The sequence below is a fragment of the Acinetobacter sp. genome, assembly GCF_036666595.1.
Taxonomy (GTDB): domain Bacteria; phylum Pseudomonadota; class Gammaproteobacteria; order Pseudomonadales; family Moraxellaceae; genus Acinetobacter.
On the sequence record NZ_JAVWVO010000006.1, the window covers coordinates 112424 to 131874 of the forward strand.

Below are 19451 nucleotides of genomic sequence, written 5' to 3' on the forward strand. Positions count from 1 at the left end.
TGCGTTTATATAAGAAATGAATAAGACTGATTTAATTTCGGGTAATAGCGCCCTATAGATTAGCACTTGCTTAGAGCTATGAATGGGTTTAAGCGTAGTGTGAAATAAGTATCTCGACTAGACGCTGCGGATAAAAGCCTTATACAATTCACTATATAAAGCTCGTCATACTATTGTTAACCATCAAGTTGGATGAAAATCCATGTGCGCTAATTTTAAACCTCTAACCCTTGCTCAAGTACAACAGTTTGGTCTACCTGAAATTCCTTTTGATTATGTTGAAGAGGTCTATCCCGGTTATGAGCTGCCTTTATTGTTCAAATCAAATTTAGGTTTTGAGTGGCGTAAGGTGCATTTTGGTTTAATACCGAAATGGGCTGAAGATAAGAGTATTGCAAGCAAAACTTATAATGCTCGAAGCGAGACACTTCTGCAAAAGGCCAGTTTTATTGAAGCCACTTCAAAATATCAGTTTGGGGTGATTCCCGTTTTTGAATTTTATGAGTCAAAATATATAGAGCAAAAGCCGCAGAGATGGGGTGTCAGACGATAGGATGGGCAGGTTATTTTTGTTGCTGCACTATATGAAATCTGTCGTATAGCAGGCGAGGTAGTACGTTCAGCAACCATGCTTACGATGGATGCCATAGACCATCCAATGATGCGGGAGTTTCATGAGCCGGGGGATGTGAAGCGCTCAGTGATCGTGATTCCACATGAACGTTTAGAGGAGTGGCTCAGCTGGAAATCACCAAATATTCAATCCTTTGTACAAGGCTTTCCTATTGAAGAGTTTGAGTGTTCACATGTGCCGAAAATAAAAGTCGAAAAAGAGAGTCCCCAACTCAACTTTTTCGACTTTTAAGCGGTTTAGCGAGCTAAATTTTTAAACACGTGTTTTAAGCTTTCCATCATTTTTTCAATTTGCAAAGGTGTTAAGCCTTCAAATGATTGCTCAAGTACAACACTGGTGAGATCATTGATCTTATTGGTCATTTCAACACCTTTTTCGGTGAGAAGGACACGGGTAATACGGGCATCGTCTTCACAAGAATAAGTTTCAACCAATCCTTCATCTTTTAAACGATAGACAATTTTGGTGGTTGTCGACATTTTAGAGACCACCATGTCAGATAAATCAGAAACACTGGCATGTGGCTTTGAGTCTAGAGCCAGTAAAATACGACGACGTGAGTTATCTAAACCATACTTTTTTAAAGCGTGATCGACATTGAGTACATACTGTGCATGTACTTGCGTTACCCAGTAAAATGGAAAACTTTCTAAAGAAAAATCTTCAGAACCTGGTAGGAACTTACTGTACTTTTTGGTCATGTGACGGATTCCCCGTGAATCGTATTTTTATTTTATAGATCATTTGAACACATTTTATGTGAACACTCATATACTTATCAATACAAAATTACTGGATTTATCACCATAAACGAAATCTGTTAATGGGTAACCTTTACCAGTGATCAAGAAAAGTTAAGCGTGGCTGTTTAGAAGAGACAGGGTATAGCCGTCTTTATCTTGATGGAAGCTCACAATGCTTTGTGCAAATTGTACAACTTCATCTTCGACTTCAGCATTCTGGTGAGAATCCAAAGAGAGTTTAGCCATGGGAACACCGTCCTGTAGAACGATAGGCAAGTGCATATCAAACTTTTGGTTATTATGCGAAACCACAACTTTAACTTGATGCTGATCAAATGAGGAGTCTAAATGCAGATATGCGCCTTCATAGCTAGTATTGGCAAGCATTTTTGACGTCTTATTGAAGGTCAATGCTTTTTCATTGTTCATAGCGATGAATCCTGTCTTCGATTACTTTGATCGGATTGTCAATCCGTGCATCCTTGGTTTGGGTAATTGACCACTTTTACAACAATGCTGGTCGTGTTTCATTTTAGTGAAAAAAATGGATTTGTGAACTAGTGTTTTTAACAAAAAGTGTCATTCGTGGAAATCATAAATGTAGTGAATTGATATTTTTTAACTATTATTAAAATAAATAATTAAATAAAAACAATAATTTGTGTTTTGTTTGAGATGTGTTTAATTAGAAAAACTAAAAAATGACCGCTGCGTCTAATCTTCATATAATGCGATAATTGGCATTAAGTGACAAAATTTCGAACAGAGATTTCGATATTTTTATGTATTTTTTGCATAATAAGTGGTCGAATATTAAAATTTTGTTAAAAACCATAAAAAAATTATTACAACTCAAACATCTCAGGCATAATTATTTCATCTTTAGTTGAACAGGTCACAAATATGGATCCGTCGCCGTGCAGGTCTATGCTTTTAAAACAGAAACATAATTCTGGGGTAATGAAATAATGGAATTTTTATTAGATCCGGGAATATGGGTAAGTTTACTTACGCTTATTATATTAGAAATTGTTTTAGGTATTGATAACCTAGTCTTTATTGCCATTTTGGCTGAAAAACTTCCTCCTGAGCAACGCGATAAAGCGCGTGTCATTGGTCTGTCGCTTGCACTTTTAATGCGCTTGGGCTTGCTGTTTATCATCACTTGGTTAGTCACGTTGACTCGACCGCTGATTACTGTGTTGGATTGGACATTCTCTGGGCGAGATCTGATTCTTTTATTTGGTGGCTTATTCCTAGTCTATAAAGCTGTTACCGAATTGCATGAAAAAATTGAAGGTAAGCCAGAAGTTAAGCTGACCACCAATGTGGTTTATGCAGGTTTCACCGCGGTTGTCGCACAGATTGTAATCCTTGACGCAGTGTTCTCACTGGATTCGGTGATTACAGCGATTGGTATGGTCGATAACATTAATGTGATGATGGTGGCTATGGTGGTTGCCATGGTAGTCATGCTGTTGGCATCGAAACCATTAATGACTTTTGTAAACCGTCATCCGACTGTGGTCATCTTGTGTTTAAGCTTCTTACTGTTGATTGGTATCAGCCTAATTGCGGAAGGTTTCGGCTTCCACATTCCTAAAGGTTATATCTATTCGGGTATTGGTGTTGCCATTGCAATTGAAGCCTTTAACCAGTTTGGTGAGCGTAATGCGGCAAAACATGAAGCGAAAATTCCACTGCGTCATCGTACTGCGGATTCTATTTTAAAACTCATGGGTGGCAAGCTCCAAGCTGAAGATCCTGATCAGCTTCAAGCGCAAGAAACTTTTGCGGATGAGGAGCGTTATATGATTGGCGGTGTACTGACATTGGCTGAACGTTCAGTCGCGTCGATCATGACACCGCGTAGTCAAATTTCGTGGGTCAATCTTGATGATTCACCTGAGAAAATTCGTGAACAGGTATTGTCTGTACCGCACAGTTTATTTCCAGTGTGCCGCGGTAGCTTGGATAAAGTGATCAGTATTGCGCGCGCCAAAGAATTGCTTGATGTCTTAGATGATGAAGAGCAATTGAAAGACTTGATCAAACGTCATCGTCCAATTTACATTTTTGAAAAAATGAAAGTCATTGATGCGATTAATACGTTAAGAACGTCTAAAGGTTCATTGGTTTTGGTGAGCGATGAGTTTGGTAATGTGCAGGGCCTTGTTTCACCGCTTGACGTATTTGAAGCGATTGCTGGTGAATTTCCCGATGCCGATGAGCAACTTGATTTGGTGAAGGTGGATGATCAGACGTGGAAGGCGACAGGCATGCTGGATTTATACCAGCTTGAATTGGAACTTGGCATGATTGATTTGGTTGAAGAGGATGCAGGCTATATCAGTGTTGCTGGTTTAATCCTAGATAAAACCCACGGTGATGTACACGTTGGAACTCAACTGGACTACCGTGGTGTTCACTTTGAAGTACTTGAATTAGATTCAAACCGAATTAAGACAGTAAATATTACTTATCGTACTGCTTAATTATTACAAAAATAGATTGTGAGAAAAATGTCAGCCACGTGCTGGCATTTTTTTTTTGCTTATAAAATAAGCGCTATGCACTTAAATAAAAAGCAGTTATTCTATGCCCGCAATTGGACTGTCGTATTTGGTCCTTGACGCTATCGGTTTGGTGAAGACAGTTTTTTCTATACCGATGCTCATCAAAGCATTGCATTTAGACTATAGCAGTAAAACAAGTGATCAAAATAAGAATGGAAGTGTTTCATGCAACTTATGGAAAAGGTCGTTGATTTTAAAAAGCTTTCAGTAGAGAAAAAACAAGTTCTATTTGAAGAGCTTGAAGCTTTTGATCGACAAATTTTTCCAAATGCAATCCCAGCAGAACTGCATCAATTGATGTATAACCCTGATGTAGTGGCATTACCTATTATTCGTTTTTATTATCGCGGAAAAATAGTTGGGCAAAATATTATTGCCATCTTGAAGCTTAAGACAGCGCATCAACCCTTATATATTCTTAGCTCGCGTGCCGCTTTTTTACCTGACTACCGAAATCAAAACAGAACACTCTTATCCGCAATTCGAGTAACCTTAGGTTATCGTTTAAAATATCCTACGCGTCAGTTATGGTTTGTTTCGAGTTTGATGCAGCCAAAAGTATATCGGCTGTTTGCGTCACGTTCAAAACGCTTTTATCCGCGTGCAGAAGTGCCAATGCCTGAGGATTACTTACAGGTTCTTGATCTAATGCAAAACCGTCATGTGAATGTGCAACAGCGCAGTGATGATGTGTTTGTGCATCCTTGTGTGCTGCCACAGACCACGCCTGAACAGTTGATTCGGCTTCGAAATCGAGCCAGTCGTCATATCAACTTTTATATGCAACATACGCCTGATTATTTTATTGGTATGGGCTTGATGTGTATCTGTAAATTAGATGTGCTGACTCTGCTAGAAGCGGCGATGAACGTGTTTTTAGGGCGAGAAGTTGCCTAAGCAGAAACTCTCGCCATACTTTATTTAGGCTGAGGTACGGATAAGCTGTATATCCGCATATTCATAAATGGTTTCAGCTTTTATTTGATGAATGTAATCCATAAACGCTACATTAAAACTTCCTGTGCTTTGGCTTTGGGTATAAGCAAGTTGCCCCGCAATGGCAAAGTGGACATGCGCAGACAGTGCAGCAATGACAGGATTGGTGACTGCGCTATAGGCTGCAATTAATGCACCAAGGGCACAACCCGTAGCAGTAACTCTAGGTTGTAAATGCGAACCACCATTGACTTGGATTACAGCATCAAGTTGTTTTGAGAGAATATAGTCAGACTCGCCAGAAATGGCAATGACTTCAGCCTGTGCTAAAAGTACTTTTGCTAGATGGTAGACATCGGCACTGCTTGCCGTACTGTCAACGCCTTTGGTTTCGATCTGGTTCCCTGCAAGTGTGCTGATTTCCGATGCATTGCCACGAATAATGGTGGGTTGAAAAGCTAAGAGCTGATCTACCATTTCAGAGCGCCATTTTAAAAATGGTCCATATCCCACAGGGTCTAATACCCACGGTATGTTTTGCTGCTGGGCGGTTTGTGCCGAGATTTGCATGGCTTGCATTTGTTCAGAGGTTGGCGTACCTAGGTTAATACTGAGCGCTGCACTAATACGGGTGAAACTTTCCGCCTCAAAGGGATTATCAATCATGGCAGGTGAGGCGCCCGCAGCCAATAAAACATTGGCTGCATAGTTGGCAGCAACACTGTTGGTGATACATTGCACCAAAGGTTGTTGCGTTTGCAGGGCAGTCCAAGCTTCAGCAACATAGGCCACCAAGACATCGGTTTGGTCTTGAATCGATTGTTTTGTGTTAAGCAAGGACAGGTCTAAAAGCTGGGTCATAGTGGGTGCCCTTATTTGGTGAAATAGTGGTCTTGATGCTTACATTTGCGACAAAATAAAGTCACATATTGGTCGGCATCATAATCTACGGTGAGCTCATTTGAACCGCAGTACATACAGCGTTTTTGCGAATAGAAGCTTAAACGCGGCTCAATTTTTTGCCATGAACGAGAGACAGGCTGGAAGAAAATAGCTTCGTCATAGCCTAAAAAGCGGAAAAATAAGACTTCGCTCATTTTGCTGAATGGTAGGTTATGCGGTCGAGGCAGCGTTGAAGTTTCCCATTTTTCAGCCACACTGCGTTCACGGTATTGTTGTAAAGTTTTTTTCAACAAGTTGGTGTTGATGAAGTTTTCATTTCTGGGTTGTAAGGCTTTACGTTCATATAAATACTCCAATGCAGTTTGGATTAAATAATAAATTTGTCCGACTGCGAGTACATCGAGTAAACGATAACAAAACACTTGGAAACTGTTATTTCCCGCAATTTGAATGCCCCAAGTGCGGCAGTAAAACTGCATAAATTGGATAATTTCCTGATAGAGCAATTGGTACAAGGCATTTTTGACTTCATCTGCGGTCTTAAAAGGCACACCAAGGCTAAGGTTTTCATAAAACCAATAGCGTAACTGCTGCGTAACACTAAATAAGCTGGGTTCAGAATAGCCGTCCAAACGCACATTAATATAATACTGATGGGCTTCACTGGCAAAATCTTTGGCAACGAGGATTTGTTCTTTTACCAGTTGTTTGACGAGACTGTTTTGAAACAGATAATTGGGGGTGATGCTAAAATATTTGATCTGTTCCCAATCAATAAACTCTTGATGCTGGGTATGTTCTTGTGCGTAGTCATCTAACAGGGCCAATAAAAATAATTTATGCATAAAACTGAGCTGGCCCAGTTCAAACTCATAAATGTCTTTTTGATTTTTAGTTTTACGCTGTTCTTGCTGGCGGGTTTCTTTCAATATTTTTTTGCGCTGCGCTAAGCAACTGTCGCAGTGGCAATTTAAATTTGAATTGCTAAAAACACGATGTTGGCAGTGGCTACATTCATGAAAGTTAATTTCTTTGTCGTATTGTTCAGCATCCACCCAAAACATGGCCGCCTGACAAAGTGGACAAGGCGTGCTCTCATCAAGTTGTTTGTGCAAAATTTGAAGCGACATAAGATGAATTTGAGACTCAGGATTTTCTCAAATTATACACGCTAAAATTTCAGAAAGGCGCTGTAAATTGCAGTGTAATTGAACAAGCAGAGGTGCTTTGTAAACGCTAGACGGGTGAAGCAATGCAGTGGTGAATATAGGGCGAAAAAAATACGGCATGCACCGTATTTTTTGTAGAAGTAGAATTTAAACGGGGCAAGGTAGAGAGTCATCTTCCATACCTAATTTTTTAGCTTCAATCATGGCTTGAACTTTTTTGCTTGGCAACTTTTTACTCCCCAGTGTGTCGTAGTGATTTAGAATGCTGCTGACATCGTGTGCTTGTAATGGCATCCCTTCACAGCTCATGAACAGGGCAATGACTTTATGATCAATTTTTGCAGCATGCATTGCTTGCAGCATTTTTATATTTTCGACGCGGACGATATGGTCTTTTAAGTACATCTCACACCTCTATTTGTTTTGCTTAAGTTTTATCATGCGCTATGCATATTTAGATACAAGCAAAAACTGTGCACAAAATGTAGCCGATTTGAAATTAAGTTAGATAGTTGAAAAGAGCTGGCTTTATATCTTATCGATGTCTTTAAGTTTCTCAGCGTTAGAATGGTAGAGAGCTAATGGCACTGTGTAAAGTGTAAAGGCTGGTGCAAATATTGCTAAACAAGCACGGCACGATAAGGGCGTTGACTGTTTCTTATTCACTTGGTGCAATCATATGCGCGGGATAAGACAAATAGAATTGAAAAGCCTATTCAACGTGCCCATATAAATATCATTCAACATACACAGACAGCATGGCAAACTTGTCGTATGATCAAAACATACACAATATAAAGCTGTAGACCAATAGCATTAGGACATGACATGAATATTGCGGCAAATCCAATTATTGAAGCAGATCAAACCGTCTATTTAAAAGACTATCAAAAACCATCTTTTTTAGTAGACAGCATTCACCTCGATATTCAAGTCTATGATGAGCATAGCCAAGTTGATGCTGTACTGGAGCTGACGCGCCAAACTGAGGGTGATTTGGTTTTACTTGGGCGTGATTTAGAGCTGAAAAGTTTAGTGCTAAATGGGCAGCAACTTAGCCAAGAGCAATATGTGCTTGATACTGAGCAGTTGGTGATTCGTAATGCACCAAATCAGATCAAGCTTGAGACATCGGTGATCATTCATCCTGAGTCAAATACACAACTTGAAGGTTTATACCAAGCCGCATCAGATTTGTTTGTTACCCAAAATGAGCCTGAAGGATTCCGTAAAATTACCTTTTACCCAGACCGTCCTGATGTCCTTTCAGTTTTCACCACACGTGTAGAAGCCGATAAAAAATATCCAGTGCTCCTTGCTAACGGTAACTTGATTGAAGCGGGCGAGGCAGGCGAAGGTCGTCACTATACCATTTGGCAAGATCCAACAAAAAAACCAGCGTATTTGTTTGCCTGTGTGATTGGTGATTTGGCTGTTTTAAAAGACCGTTATGTGACCTCGGAAGGCCGTGATGTGGCTTTAGAAATTTATGCCGAAGAAAAAGATATTCCGAAATGTCATATTGCAATGGAAGCCTTAAAGCATTCGATGCGTTGGGATGAAGAACACTATGGTCGTCCCTATGACTTAGACAATTATATGATTGTGGCTACCAGCGCTTTCAACATGGGGGCGATGGAAAATAAAGGTCTAAACATTTTTAATACGTCATGTGTTTTGGCGGATGAAGAATACACGACAGATGCCGCGATCATGCGGGTACAGTCGGTGATTGCACACGAATACTTCCATAACTGGACAGGTAACCGCATTACTTGCCGTGACTGGTTCCAATTGTGTTTAAAAGAAGGCTTAACGGTTTTCCGTGATCAATCTTTCTCAGAAGATTTGCAGTCGGCTGCGGTTCAACGTATTGATGACGTTGCGGTACTCAAAGCGCATCAGTTCCCAGAAGATTCAGGCCCATTGTCTCATCCGCCGCGTCCAGACCACTTTGTGGAAATCAATAACTTTTATACTGCAACGGTCTATGAAAAAGGTGCGGAAATTAACCGCATGATGGCAACCTTATTAGGCAAAGAAAAATTCCGTAAAGGAACCGATGAATACTTTGAACGCCATGATGGCCAAGCTGTGACAGTTGAAGACTGGGTAGCCGCTTTAACCGCAGGTTCAGGCGTAGATTTATCCAATTTCTTAACATGGTATAACCAACCAGGCACACCAAAGTTAGAAGCTGAAGGTCACTATGATGCTGCTGCACAAACTTATACCTTAAACTTTAAGCAAAGTTTAAAAGCACATCCTAAATATCCGAATCTAAAAGCTGTTCCAATCCCTGTCGCTTTAGCGCTGTTCGATGCTGCAACAGGTGAGCAATTGGTTTTAAACTCAGACAGTTTATTTGAAAATGCCGTCAAAGACGGTGTATATCTTTTCGATCAAGACCAAGCCAGCATTGTGTTTAGCGGTTTAAGTACGAAACCTGTTGTGTCATTACTGCGTAATTTTTCTGCGCCCGTCAATTTAGAATTTAACTATACCGATGAAGAGTTAGCGTTCCTGATTCAATACGAAACCAATGGTTTTAACCAATGGCAAGCAACGCAAACACTACTTGAGCGTATTTTGCTCAATGGTCATGATGCGCATATTTATATTCAAGCCATTAAAAATACGCTGCCAGATCTTGTTGAACAAGATCCACTATTGGCATCACGTTTATTTGATGTGCCAAGTGAAGGTTATTTGGGTAGTCGCATCGACACTGACTATGAACCAGCCAAGATTCAAGAACAGCGTAATGCTTTGATTGACAAACTTGCACGTGAGCTAGGGGCGTTTTGTAAAGACACTTATTTGGCTTTAGACCCAGATTTGCAAAAAGAGTTCTCACAAGCCATGGGTGTCCGTGCGCTGAAAAACATCATGCTCAGTATGATGGCACGTCAAGGCGATGAAAGTGCTTTTGAGCTGGCATATCAGCAATATGAAGCCACAGGCAATATGTCTGAACGTTTAGGTGCACTACGTGTCTTGGTGTGGAATGATGCACCGCAAGCAGAAGCGGCTTTACGTGATTTTTATCTACGTTTTAAAGATGAGGCTTTGTCATTAGATCAGTGGTTCACACTTCAAGCGGCTCATCCTTGTGCTACGACGGAAACTATTCAATATCTCACTTCACATGTCGATTATGATTTGGGCGTACCGAACCGCATTCGTTCAGTGAGTGGCGGCTTAAATGCAAACCCTGTGAACACATGGAGTTTTGGTGTGGATCATTTCATTGGACTGGCAAAGTATTTAGATGAGAAAAACCCAATTGTTGGCTCTCGTTTACTTCAAGTTTTATCTCGCTGGTATAGCTTGGCAGAGCCACAGCGTAGCGAAGTGAAAGCAAAGCTTGAGGCTTTAAAACCACTAGTGAAATCTAAAAATGTCAGTGAAACTTTAAGCAGTATGTTAAGTATTTAACTGATCTAAGCATAAAAAAAGCCAGTCAGTAGACTGGCTTTTTTTATGCAAACTGAAGAATGACAGCATGAAGAGTGCACATTAATATTTTTATAAATAATGAATATTCATGTGAATAGTGTGAAATAAATCGCATTTTATGGGTATAATGTTATGGCATAACAGATGATTAGCTCAATATTCTGTATTTTTTTCGGCTTATGTATACAGGCTATTGGGCAGATAAACATGTAGAGTGTAAACAGATATGTTAGTTAAAATTGAAGATGGGTTTTATTTAAATACCGTTCATATTATTGCTATTCGTATTGCGAAAAGCGCTGAACTAGGAACATTTCAAGTCAATGTTGAGTATAGTCCGCATAACCATCAGGCTTCGGGTTTATTTCAAAAAACTTTTATGCAACAGTCGGCAGCAGAGCATTATTTGCAAAATTTGCATCAGCAGATTAGTAAAAGCTAATGAAGTGAACGAATTCTGCCAAATAAAAAAGACTGCTTCGGCAGTCTTTTTTATTTAAAATAATACTTAAACTTTTACGATCAGCACAGGTATCGGAGACTGCGTGAGAACATTTTGCGCCACACTGCCTAACATCATCTTTTTAAAGCCTGTACGGCCATGTGAGCCCATCAAAATCAGGTCTGCACCGACTTCATCGGCCACATGAATAATACCTTCAGAAGGAGAGATGCCGCGGATCACTTTGGTAGCTACTTCAATTTCATCACGGTCAAATGACAGCTTAACTTCGGCTAAACGCTCTTGAGCGACTTTTTCAGCATGTAGGAAATAGTCGGTAATGGCTGGTGCAACTTTATAGAAGTCGACTCCGACAAATGGATCGACCGCAATCACGCTCATGAGCGTCACACGACTATTTAAATCTTTGGCCAACTCAAGTGCTTGTTCAACCGCAGCATAAGACATGGGTGATTCATCGACCGCAACTAAAATGTGTTTGTAGCTCATTATCTTCTCCTTAAGGGTGCATCTTTATGCGAATCATTTGCAGTACATGCGAAATCAGCTCACATAAAGACGCGTTATGGTTGATTAAGCTTTAACAATGAGAACTGGGAGCTCAGTAGACTTGAGAACATCTTGAGCAAAGCTGCCTAATAGGAATTTTTGAAAGCCTTTACGACCATGTGAACCCATTACAATCAGGTCATTTTTCAGTGAAGTTGCTGTTTCGACCACAGCATCTTCAGAGACTTCACCTTTAATGATTTTAGATTGTGCTGTTACACCTTGTTCTTGTGCAATTTGAACAGCATCCTGAAGGGCTTTCTCAGCATTGTTATAGGCTTGTATGAAATAGTCTTTCATGATTGGAGAAGTATAGTAAAAATCGGCATCTTTGAGTGGGTCCTCAGCGACTAAGCTAATCAATGTAAGTTGACTGCCAAAAACTTTGGCAATTTCAGCCGCTTGCTTAACCGCAGAAAAAGAAATTTGTGAACCGTCAACAGGGACTAAAATATGTTGGTAAGCCATCAGAGGGACTCCTTTTTGTATAAGATTTAGTTCTTGATTTATTGATAACACACTGCCATTAAATGTTCAATTTTGATCGGGCTAAAAATTGAAAATTCATGAAATTAAAAGAAAATAATGCAAGTAAATGCCGATTTACGTGTCCAAAATCTTGAGTGAAAAACTCAAGTTTCAGATTTAATGCGATATTCTTTAAAAGATGCTTCTGGTGTTTAAGTGAGGCTGAAATGAGGTCTGTTTAATCATGCGATGTGATAGGGATTGTATTAGAATCATTTGAAAAAAGGATGGGGCCGAACAGTATGATTTTTCAACCAATAATAAAAGTGCTTAGTGCTGTTTTCATGATTGTGCTATTGAGCGCCTGTCAAAGTGTAGAAAAGAACACCAAACTGATTGCGGGTACATTTAACACAGCAACTAATATTCAAATGAAAATGCTGGATCGCTTTGCGCCTCCCGATGTCATCGTACACAATAATATTCCATATCAAGCTAGCCCTGAGCTGAATGTTGACATTTATCAACCCAAAAATATTGAACAATTAAACGCAGTGCCCACAGTGGTTTGGATTCATGGCGGCGGATGGGTTTCGGGGTCAAAAGAGCATGCGCGAGGTTATTTCAAACTTTTGGCCAATCAAGGATTTAACGTGGTCTCTGTACAGTATCAGTTTGCACCTGAGGCTATTTATCCCACTCAGTTACAGCAAGTCGATCATGCACTGAATTTCTTACAATTAAATGCTGCTCAGTATCATATTAACCCGAACCAACTGTATCTAGCAGGAGACTCTGCTGGAGCCAATATTGCCAGTCATTATGCTGCGCTTTTGACGAATCCCGCATTTGCTCAAGCATCCAATTTTAAGCCGAGCATTCAGCCGAAACACCTTAAAGGGCTAATTTTGCACTGTGGTATTTATGACTTATATCGCTTTGTGAATACCGCACCCGAGGAACTCAGGCTTATTGAATGGGGTGTCTATAACTTGGTTCAAGCTTATACAGGGGAGCGTAAAGAAGATGCAGCTTTTTTAAAGTCGATTTCAACCATTGAACATATTACGTCACAGTATCCACCTGTCTTTATCAGTGGAGGAAATAAAGACTTTTTAACCAAGAGCCAGTCTTTACCTTTCGTCGAGGTGTTAAAGCAGCATCAGGTTGCAGTCACAGAGGCTTTCTATCCAGACTCTAAGGAGTTTTTGGTGCATGAATATCAGTTTATGATGAGTAAACAAGCCAGCCAGCTCACCTTTGATCGAACTATTGATTTTATAAAACAGACCTCAATGCCGACTAAAACAAAATAAAAAAGTATACAGAAAGACTTGTTTAATTTTTAGTATTTTAATAACATACCGACCGTTCGGTATGTTTGTGATTGAGTTTCTGATGAATCCTATATTAATGGCTTATGCATTGCTGGCGATGGCAATTATTTCTGAAGTGATTGGTTCGACTTTTTTGGTAAAGTCGGAAGGTTTTACCAAGCTATTACCCTCACTAGCGGTAGTGGTTCTATTTTCGTTGGCATTTTATTTATTGTCTCAAGTGATTAAAGTGATTCCATTGGGTATTGCTTATGCGATTTGGGCGGGTGTTGGTATTGTTTTAACCGCTCTGATTGGTTACTTTGTTTTCCGACAGAGTCTAGATTTCGCAGCAATGATCGGTATTGCACTGATTGTTTCTGGTGTGGTCGTGATTAACTTATTTTCAAATTCAACAGGGCATTAAGTTCGATGCAACAAGCAAGTTCACGTAAAAAGGCACCGGAACAGGTTCGCCAAAGTATTCTACAACATGCGATCTGTTTGGCTGCTGAAAAAGGCGTGACTGGGGTTTCTATACAAGCTGTGGCTGATTTGGTTGGTGTGAGTAAGGGCGGTGTTTTTCATCATTTTCCAAACAAAAAAAAGCTACTAGAAGCGATGGTTGTGGAACAGCTTGAACAATTAGATCGTGTTGTTGATGAGTTGATTAGTCGAGACCGTGATCGTTATGGTTGCTTTACCCGAGCCTATATTGAAATTACTTTGGAAAAGCAGGTGCTAGGTTTAGAGCATTCTTGGTCAGCTATTTCGATGATCATGCTGACGGATCGTACCTTTAATGAGTATTGGATTGAGTGGCTTGAGAAACGTTTGGCTCGACATCAGGATACAGACAATGATTTGGAGCTTAAAATTCTGCGTTATGCTGCAGATGGCATTTGGCTCACAGCATTTACCGAGGTGGAAAATCTGTCTGAGACGATGCAGCTTAAGCAAGAATTGATTCAACGAAGTTATCAGCATTAATTTTTCAAGTTAGCAATATTTGAAAATAAAAAAGCACCCATAGAGGGTGCTTTTTTATATGAAGGCTTAAACTTTTTTGGCTTTAAACTTAAATATAAACATAACTGCAAAACCAAAGAGTAGTCCCCAAAAGGCAGAACCAATGCCAAAGAACTGTACCCCAGATGCGCTGAATAAGAATGTCATGAGGGCTGCCTCACGGTCTGATACCGCTTCAAATGCAATCGCGATGTTATGACTAATCGTGCCAAACAAGGCAATACCAGCCAAGGCTGTAATAAAGATTGCAGGGAAAGACAGTAAAAGGCTGGTCAGGGTTGCTGCGAATAGTCCCATTAATATGTAGAAAAAACCACAGCTCATCCCAGCAATATAGCGTTTCGATGGATCAGGGTGAACTTGTTCATCTAAACTGACAGCTGCACTAATTGCGGCGGTATTGACACTATAACAGCCAAAGGGTGCGAGTAAGGCTTGAGCAGTACCTGTCCATCCAATCAGTTGATTGACGTGGGGGTTATAGCCATAGCTTTTAATCATGGCAATACCCGGTAAGTACTGCGATGCCATATTGATTACAAACAAAGGCAGCGCTAAACCTAAAATAGCAGACATGCTGAACTCAGGTGCCATCCAAACAGGTTGCGCTAGGCTCCATGTGATTTGAGGCGTATGGAAGTCTAAGAATAACGGGCAGAGTAATAAGCCTGCAATGACTGTAATGACAATGCAATAACGTGGGGTAAGTCGCTTAGAAACAATATAAGCCACCAGCATGGATAAAATAAAACCCCAATGGTCTTGCATACTGGCGAACAATGAAATACCAAACTTCAACAACACACCTGCCAGCATGGCACTGGTTAGGTTTTGCGGGATATACGTCAGTACTTTTTCAAAGATACCGAAAAAGCCCAAAATGGCGGTAACTAAACCACAGACCAAAAATGCGCCAATTGCTTCATGCAAACTATAACCACTGCCTGTAGCAATAATTAAGGCCAGTGCCGCTGTAGACCATGAGGTCGATACAGGATATTTAAGTTTCCAAGATAAAAGCAGGCCACTCAAACCAATACCCAGACCTAAAGCCCAGAACCATGAGTTGATTTGCGCGGTATTTGCACCTAAGACTTGGGCGGACTGAATGACCAAGACGGAAGAGACACTAATGCCAATGAGGAAGGTAATAAAACCTGCGAATACTGCTGGAACTGAGAAATCTTGAAATAATTTTTGCATGAAGATCAAAACATAATTTGAATGAGTGAAAATTACTATTGTTCAAGGATCATACGCTGGTTCTTGAAAAAGAAAACAGCACATGATGGATTTTTTATCGAAAATAATGAGATTATTCACGAAAATTACAATGTGGAAAGCGCCAGTTTTAAGCCGAAGCCACAAAACAGCAGACCGACGGTCGCCACTGCGACAGCGGCAACTTTGAACTGTCGGTTGAAATAGCTCGCCAGCTTAATACCTGAAAAAATCAGGATACTAAGATAGGCCATACTGATGATTTGCAGAATAATGGAAAGTAAGGCAAAGCTCAGTGCTGGGTAAGCATAATTTGGGTCGACAAACTGCACAAAAAAAGACAGATAAAACAAAATGGCTTTTGGGTTTAAAAGGCTAATGGTCAGTGCTGAACGAAAAGGATGTAAGGTTTGTAATGTGCTCTGGTCTGTACTTGCTGCAAGCTGTTGTGGGCTGGAGTTCCACGTTTTGACTCCTGCAATCAAGAGCTTTATACCCAAGTATGACAGGTACAGTGCACCAACAATTTTTAATAAAATAAACAGCCAAGGAAAAGCATGTAAAAGAGATGCTGCACCCAGCACGGTACATAGAATGAGAATCAAATCACCCGTGAAAACACCCAACGCACCCCAGTAACCCGTCTTAATACCAAATCGTGAGGCGATAGACATCACATAAAGAGAATTTGGACCTGGCAAAATCACAATTAGAATTGTACCGATGATATAAGTACCGATGTCGATAATACCAAACACAACGCATTCTCAATAAAAAAGCCGATGTTGCATGATAACAAAATCGGCTTTTAAAAGAAGAAAAATCAAGTTAAGCTGAAATTTCTTCATCTAAACCAAAAGACTGACGTAACAGTGTGTTCAGTTGTTGACGAGCTTTAATAAATCCATCAATCCCCCCTTGTAGCAGTTGCGTTGCCATGAGGTCATGTTCAATTTGATCTCTAAACTCAGTTTCACTGAGTGAGTTAAGTGGTGCTGTCGCAGGCATAACATCACTTGCAGATAACTGCACTTTGACTTCACGCGTGTCTTGCTCAAGTGCAGCCAATAAATTAGGCGCAACAGTCAGCAGGTCACAGCCAGCTAGCCCCAACACTTGGTCAATACTACGGAAGCTTGCACCCATAATTTCTGTTTTAACCGCATGTGCTTTATAGAACTGGTAAATTTGCTTCACAGAGAGTACGCCAGGGTCTTTTTCAACGGGATAGCTGTCCACGCCTTCGGCCTTTTTGTACCAATCTAAAATACGTCCAACAAAAGGTGAGATTAAAGTGACATTCGCTTCCGCACAAGCATGTGCTTGATGCACACCAAACAAAAGCGTTAAGTTGGTATGGATGCCTTCAGCTTCCAGCACTTTCGCTGCTTGAATGCCTGCCCATGTCGAAGCAATTTTAATTAAAATACGATCTTGATCTACGCCGTAATTTTTATATAGCGCCAACAGCTCTTTTGCTTTTTCGATGGTGGCATTGGTATCATAAGACAGCGCGGCATCCACTTCTGTGGAAACACGACCTTCAATCAACTTGAGAATTTCAACACCAAATTTGACGGTAAGAATGTCGATTGTGCGTTCAATAAGTAAGTCATCTTCAAAGCCTTCAGCTTTGGCTTGAGCGAAAGCGTCTTCAATCAACTCTTTATTTTCAGGTTGACTTGCAGCGGCTGTAATTAGGGATGGATTGGTGGTTGCATCGAGCGGGCGAAATTGGTTAATCGCCGCTAAATCGCTACTGTCGGCAACAATGGTGGTTAAGCTTTTTAATTGGTTTAATGCTGTTTGTGTCATTGATTGTTCGTTCTTAAAGTTATTACCCGTAAATTATTTATAACATAAACTGCTTTTAACCCAAGTAGATTCGGACGTTTTAACAGCAGTTATTATACTTTTTTACGTTGATTTCGGATGTATTGGATTAAAAAACGCGCAGCTGCGCCCAATTCACTTTCGCGACTCCAGACCAAGTCCACAAAATATTCAAACTTCGGTGTGAAATCCAGCAGATCTAATATTTTGAGCTGAGTTTTGAGCTGAGGGTTTTCATTCAACATTTCTAAGGGTAAAACACCCCAACCAAAGTTTTGCATGATTAAGGCGCAAGCTGAGTGATGGTTGTCTGTCCGCCAATACTGTTTGGAATAGAGCAATTCTGGCTTAATGCTTTTATCGCGACTGGCAACCACGATTTGACGGCTATGTTGAATTTGTTCAAAGCTGACTTGTGGAAATTGCGCCAGAATAAAGTCCTTATTCGCGACGGGAACTAAAGTTTCGAGTTTTAATTCTACAAACTGTTCACTGCTTTCCAGTTGCTCACGTTCAAACATCAGCGCCAGTTGTGCTGTGCCGTTGAGTAACATTTTCTGTGCATCTTCTTGAGGTGCAGAAAAAATATTGATTTGTAGACTGGGAAATTCGGCCTCTAATATCGCGATGTAGTCGATCCATTGCATATGCAGCAGTTCAGATACCACTACAATGTTGAGCGAGGACTCCAAACCGTGGCTTAGGGCATAGGCATGTTGCTTCCATTGGTTCATTTCGGTCAGTAGTTGCTCGGTCTTTTCATACAAGGTTAGGGCTTGCGCAGTTGCTGTGGGCTCACGTCCTTCACGTAAGAAGAGTTGTAAGTTTAAGTCTATTTCCAAGTTAGCAATTGACATACTCACGGCCGATGGTACTTTACCCAACTTGCGTGCAGCGGCTGAAAATGAGCCAGACTCAATCACGGTTTTAAAAATAATCAGTTGCTCTTGATTGATATTCATAATTTCCCATCTTTCAATTCTGTTGAAAGAACCTAACTCGATTAATCAATATTATAAAAATAAAATAGCCAACATCCAATCATGAAAGAGTAATTAAAAATGTTGATTTCCAAAAGAAGGATTATTCATGCACTCAGCTATGAAATCATCCTATTGGTGATCATTGCTGTTGCCTTAAGTTTCATATTCCATATGCCTTTAGAAGTCACAGGTGTACTTGGTATCGCCATGGCAGTCACTTCGGTCATATGGAATATGGTGTTTAACCATTTTTTTGAAAAGTTTGAAGCGAAAAGAAAGCTAAAAAGAACCATCGGCGTGCGTGTTCTTCACGCGATTGGTTTTGAAGGTGGTTTGATGCTTGCAACCATCCCAATGGTCGCATATGCAATGCAAATGAGTATTTGGCAAGCCATCGTACTCGACTTCAGTTTAACCATGTGTATTTTGGTTTATACCTTTATCTTCCAGTGGTGTTATGACATGCTGGAGGCGAAATTGGGTATTCAACCTGAAGCACAATATTCAAATTAAAAATTAAGCCACGCAATGTCGTGGCTTTTTAATGTGCAGCGATTCTTATGTGAATTTTCTGACATTGAAAATATAAGGGATCATCAAGACAAAAAGAACCGTGAGGGCATAGTGTAAGCTATTCACTACAGCGCTAATATATGGATGTGCAAAGCTTTTTAGATAGACCATGGTTGCGCCTTTCTTTGTACTGGAATCTGTGTGTGGGATTTCATCACTGATCAAAAACCAGCTTAAACAGAAAAAGAGCAACATAAAAGTAAAAAACAATAAGCCTAGCGGGCTAAACATTGAACGTTGATGTGTATTCAGTTTTGCGTAGTGTTGTTTAATGTGTTGGACTTGTTGTCTATTGAGCTGTAGACGAAAATAATTGATAAAAATAAGGGCAATACAGATGAAAGTACATATAGCAAAAAAGTCATTGAGAAATTTATGTGGACTGGACAAGTTGGATGTGTTGGTACTTGGAAACACGCCTTGAAAGTGAACATCAAAACTGACCACAAGGAGTGCTAGTCCTAAGGGAATGAGGTAAAAATAATAATAGGGAATCGGTGTATTGAGATAAGCCAATAATGGGGATGAATTTCGCATAGTTTTGTATTTGGTTATTTTATGTTTTTATTTATAGATTGAACTGATCATTATGACCA

Annotated in this window: 20 protein-coding genes and 1 pseudogene; 9 read left to right on the top strand and 12 right to left on the bottom strand. The window is 40.2% G+C overall.

What is annotated here, in order from left to right; translation table 11 throughout:
* Nucleotides 1-202: 202 nt before the first annotated feature.
* A pseudogene (locus RR876_RS09755) lies at nucleotides 203-865 on the top strand (SOS response-associated peptidase family protein).
* Between the two features lie 5 nt (nucleotides 866-870).
* On the opposite strand, the gene RR876_RS09760 reads toward RR876_RS09755, so the two are convergent.
* Nucleotides 871-1335, bottom strand: a complete 465-nt coding sequence (locus tag RR876_RS09760) for a MarR family winged helix-turn-helix transcriptional regulator (protein WP_004696885.1) — start codon at nucleotides 1333-1335, stop codon at nucleotides 871-873.
* Nucleotides 1336-1488: 153 nt separating this feature from the next.
* On the bottom strand, nucleotides 1489-1806 hold the full coding sequence (locus RR876_RS09765; protein WP_332477361.1) for a hypothetical protein: 318 nt from the start codon (nucleotides 1804-1806) through the stop codon (nucleotides 1489-1491).
* 539 nt (nucleotides 1807-2345) lie between these two features.
* Between RR876_RS09765 and RR876_RS09770 the strand changes: the two genes are divergently transcribed.
* Nucleotides 2346-3872 (top strand): TerC family protein, encoded by a 1527-nt coding sequence (locus RR876_RS09770; RefSeq protein ID WP_004696888.1) that lies wholly within the window; start codon nucleotides 2346-2348, stop codon nucleotides 3870-3872.
* Between the two features lie 246 nt (nucleotides 3873-4118).
* Nucleotides 4119-4850 carry a hypothetical protein gene (locus RR876_RS09775; RefSeq protein ID WP_332477360.1) on the top strand — a complete coding sequence of 244 codons (732 nt, stop codon included), beginning with the start codon at nucleotides 4119-4121 and terminating at the stop codon, nucleotides 4848-4850.
* A gap of 24 nt (nucleotides 4851-4874) precedes the next feature.
* On the opposite strand, the gene thiM is transcribed toward RR876_RS09775, so the two are convergent.
* From thiM to RR876_RS09790, 3 genes are all read right to left on the bottom strand, one after another.
* Entirely contained in the window at nucleotides 4875-5750 is an 876-nt protein-coding gene (gene thiM / locus RR876_RS09780) for a hydroxyethylthiazole kinase (RefSeq protein ID WP_332477359.1), read from the bottom strand.
* An 11-nt stretch (nucleotides 5751-5761) separates the two neighbouring features.
* Nucleotides 5762-6922 carry a hypothetical protein gene (locus RR876_RS09785; RefSeq protein WP_259233856.1) on the bottom strand — a complete coding sequence of 387 codons (1161 nt, stop codon included), beginning with the start codon at nucleotides 6920-6922 and terminating at the stop codon, nucleotides 5762-5764.
* A gap of 186 nt (nucleotides 6923-7108) precedes the next feature.
* Nucleotides 7109-7366 (bottom strand): hypothetical protein, encoded by a 258-nt coding sequence (locus RR876_RS09790; RefSeq protein WP_004696895.1) that lies wholly within the window; start codon nucleotides 7364-7366, stop codon nucleotides 7109-7111.
* Nucleotides 7367-7789: 423 nt separating this feature from the next.
* On the opposite strand from RR876_RS09790, the gene pepN reads away from it, so the two are divergent.
* The gene (pepN, locus tag RR876_RS09795; RefSeq protein ID WP_332477358.1) at nucleotides 7790-10399 is read left to right on the top strand and encodes an aminopeptidase N; all 2610 of its coding nucleotides are present in this window, start codon (nucleotides 7790-7792) and stop codon (nucleotides 10397-10399) included.
* A gap of 247 nt (nucleotides 10400-10646) precedes the next feature.
* Entirely contained in the window at nucleotides 10647-10862 is a 216-nt protein-coding gene (locus RR876_RS09800; protein WP_004696898.1) for a hypothetical protein, read from the top strand.
* 66 nt (nucleotides 10863-10928) lie between these two features.
* Here the strand turns inward: RR876_RS09800 and RR876_RS09805 are convergent, their stop codons facing one another.
* A complete protein-coding gene (locus tag RR876_RS09805) occupies nucleotides 10929-11372 on the bottom strand; it encodes a universal stress protein (RefSeq protein ID WP_332477357.1) in 444 nt (147 codons plus the stop codon).
* Nucleotides 11373-11456: 84 nt separating this feature from the next.
* Nucleotides 11457-11900, bottom strand: coding sequence for a universal stress protein (locus RR876_RS09810; protein WP_010326835.1), 444 nt, complete (start codon nucleotides 11898-11900; stop codon nucleotides 11457-11459).
* A gap of 302 nt (nucleotides 11901-12202) precedes the next feature.
* Between RR876_RS09810 and RR876_RS09815 the strand changes: the two genes are divergently transcribed.
* From RR876_RS09815 to RR876_RS09825, 3 genes are all read left to right on the top strand, one after another.
* Nucleotides 12203-13216: an alpha/beta hydrolase gene (locus RR876_RS09815; protein ID WP_332477356.1), complete on the top strand. Its 1014-nt coding sequence runs from the start codon at nucleotides 12203-12205 to the stop codon at nucleotides 13214-13216.
* 82 nt (nucleotides 13217-13298) lie between these two features.
* Nucleotides 13299-13643 (top strand): SMR family transporter, encoded by a 345-nt coding sequence (locus RR876_RS09820; RefSeq protein ID WP_005401176.1) that lies wholly within the window; start codon nucleotides 13299-13301, stop codon nucleotides 13641-13643.
* A gap of 5 nt (nucleotides 13644-13648) precedes the next feature.
* Nucleotides 13649-14206, top strand: a complete 558-nt coding sequence (locus RR876_RS09825) for a TetR/AcrR family transcriptional regulator (RefSeq protein ID WP_332477355.1) — start codon at nucleotides 13649-13651, stop codon at nucleotides 14204-14206.
* 66 nt (nucleotides 14207-14272) lie between these two features.
* Here the strand turns inward: RR876_RS09825 and RR876_RS09830 are convergent, their stop codons facing one another.
* From RR876_RS09830 to RR876_RS09845, 4 genes are all read right to left on the bottom strand, one after another.
* Entirely contained in the window at nucleotides 14273-15448 is a 1176-nt protein-coding gene (locus RR876_RS09830) for a benzoate/H(+) symporter BenE family transporter (protein WP_332477354.1), read from the bottom strand.
* A 125-nt stretch (nucleotides 15449-15573) separates the two neighbouring features.
* Nucleotides 15574-16224, bottom strand: a complete 651-nt coding sequence (gene leuE / locus RR876_RS09835) for a leucine efflux protein LeuE (RefSeq protein ID WP_004696909.1) — start codon at nucleotides 16222-16224, stop codon at nucleotides 15574-15576.
* 70 nt (nucleotides 16225-16294) lie between these two features.
* Nucleotides 16295-17281, bottom strand: a complete 987-nt coding sequence (gene tal, locus RR876_RS09840; protein WP_332477353.1) for a transaldolase — start codon at nucleotides 17279-17281, stop codon at nucleotides 16295-16297.
* A 92-nt stretch (nucleotides 17282-17373) separates the two neighbouring features.
* The gene (locus RR876_RS09845; RefSeq protein WP_126036754.1) at nucleotides 17374-18261 is read right to left on the bottom strand and encodes a LysR family transcriptional regulator; all 888 of its coding nucleotides are present in this window, start codon (nucleotides 18259-18261) and stop codon (nucleotides 17374-17376) included.
* 99 nt (nucleotides 18262-18360) lie between these two features.
* On the opposite strand from RR876_RS09845, the gene aceI reads away from it, so the two are divergent.
* On the top strand, nucleotides 18361-18795 hold the full coding sequence (gene aceI / locus RR876_RS09850) for a chlorhexidine efflux PACE transporter AceI (RefSeq protein WP_062032662.1): 435 nt from the start codon (nucleotides 18361-18363) through the stop codon (nucleotides 18793-18795).
* Nucleotides 18796-18840: 45 nt separating this feature from the next.
* Here aceI and RR876_RS09855 read toward each other — a convergent pair whose 3' ends face one another.
* Nucleotides 18841-19392: a hypothetical protein gene (locus RR876_RS09855; RefSeq protein WP_332477352.1), complete on the bottom strand. Its 552-nt coding sequence runs from the start codon at nucleotides 19390-19392 to the stop codon at nucleotides 18841-18843.
* Nucleotides 19393-19451: the final 59 nt, after the last annotated feature.